The organism is Rhodococcus sp. P4_F3_2 (assembly GCF_056401335.1).
In genome coordinates this window covers 1-385 of the sequence record NZ_JBFUJN010000273.1, presented here as the reverse complement: position 1 = coordinate 385, position 385 = coordinate 1, and the positions used below count along the sequence as shown (strand labels likewise).

Here is a 385-nt window from a genome sequence, read left to right as displayed (position 1 = left end):
TTTCAGGTGTGTGTATTTTACTATATCCGAGTATGAGTAATATTCACAGTTTATCTGATTTGAAAGGCATTTTACTTGCTTTATTAGGAACTGTTATTACAGCTGTCGGAGATGCTGCATCAGCTAGAAATGCGAAAAGGAAAGTAAATCCATTATATGCAAATGCGATAGGCTTCACTGTAGGAGGCTTATTATTGTTAACAGTGATTCTTTTTCAAGGTCAAAAAATAAGTTTTCCGATATCGGCTTCTTATTGGTCTGGCCTAACTTATTTAATACTGATTGCTTCATTTGGAGCATGGCTATTCTATTTAAAACTTGTAGAACAAATCGGAGGTGCCAAAAGTGGATACATGGTGGCACTTTTTCCTGCCATAGCCGGAGT

At 36.6% G+C, this 385-nt stretch carries 1 protein-coding gene; it reads left to right on the top strand.

Annotation, left to right across the window (positions count from 1 at the left end; genetic code table 11):
- Window positions 1-32: 32 nt before the first annotated feature.
- The coding region (locus AC1DWA_RS33705) for a DMT family transporter (RefSeq protein ID WP_477917886.1) at window positions 33-385 on the top strand (353 nt) is incomplete at its 3' end.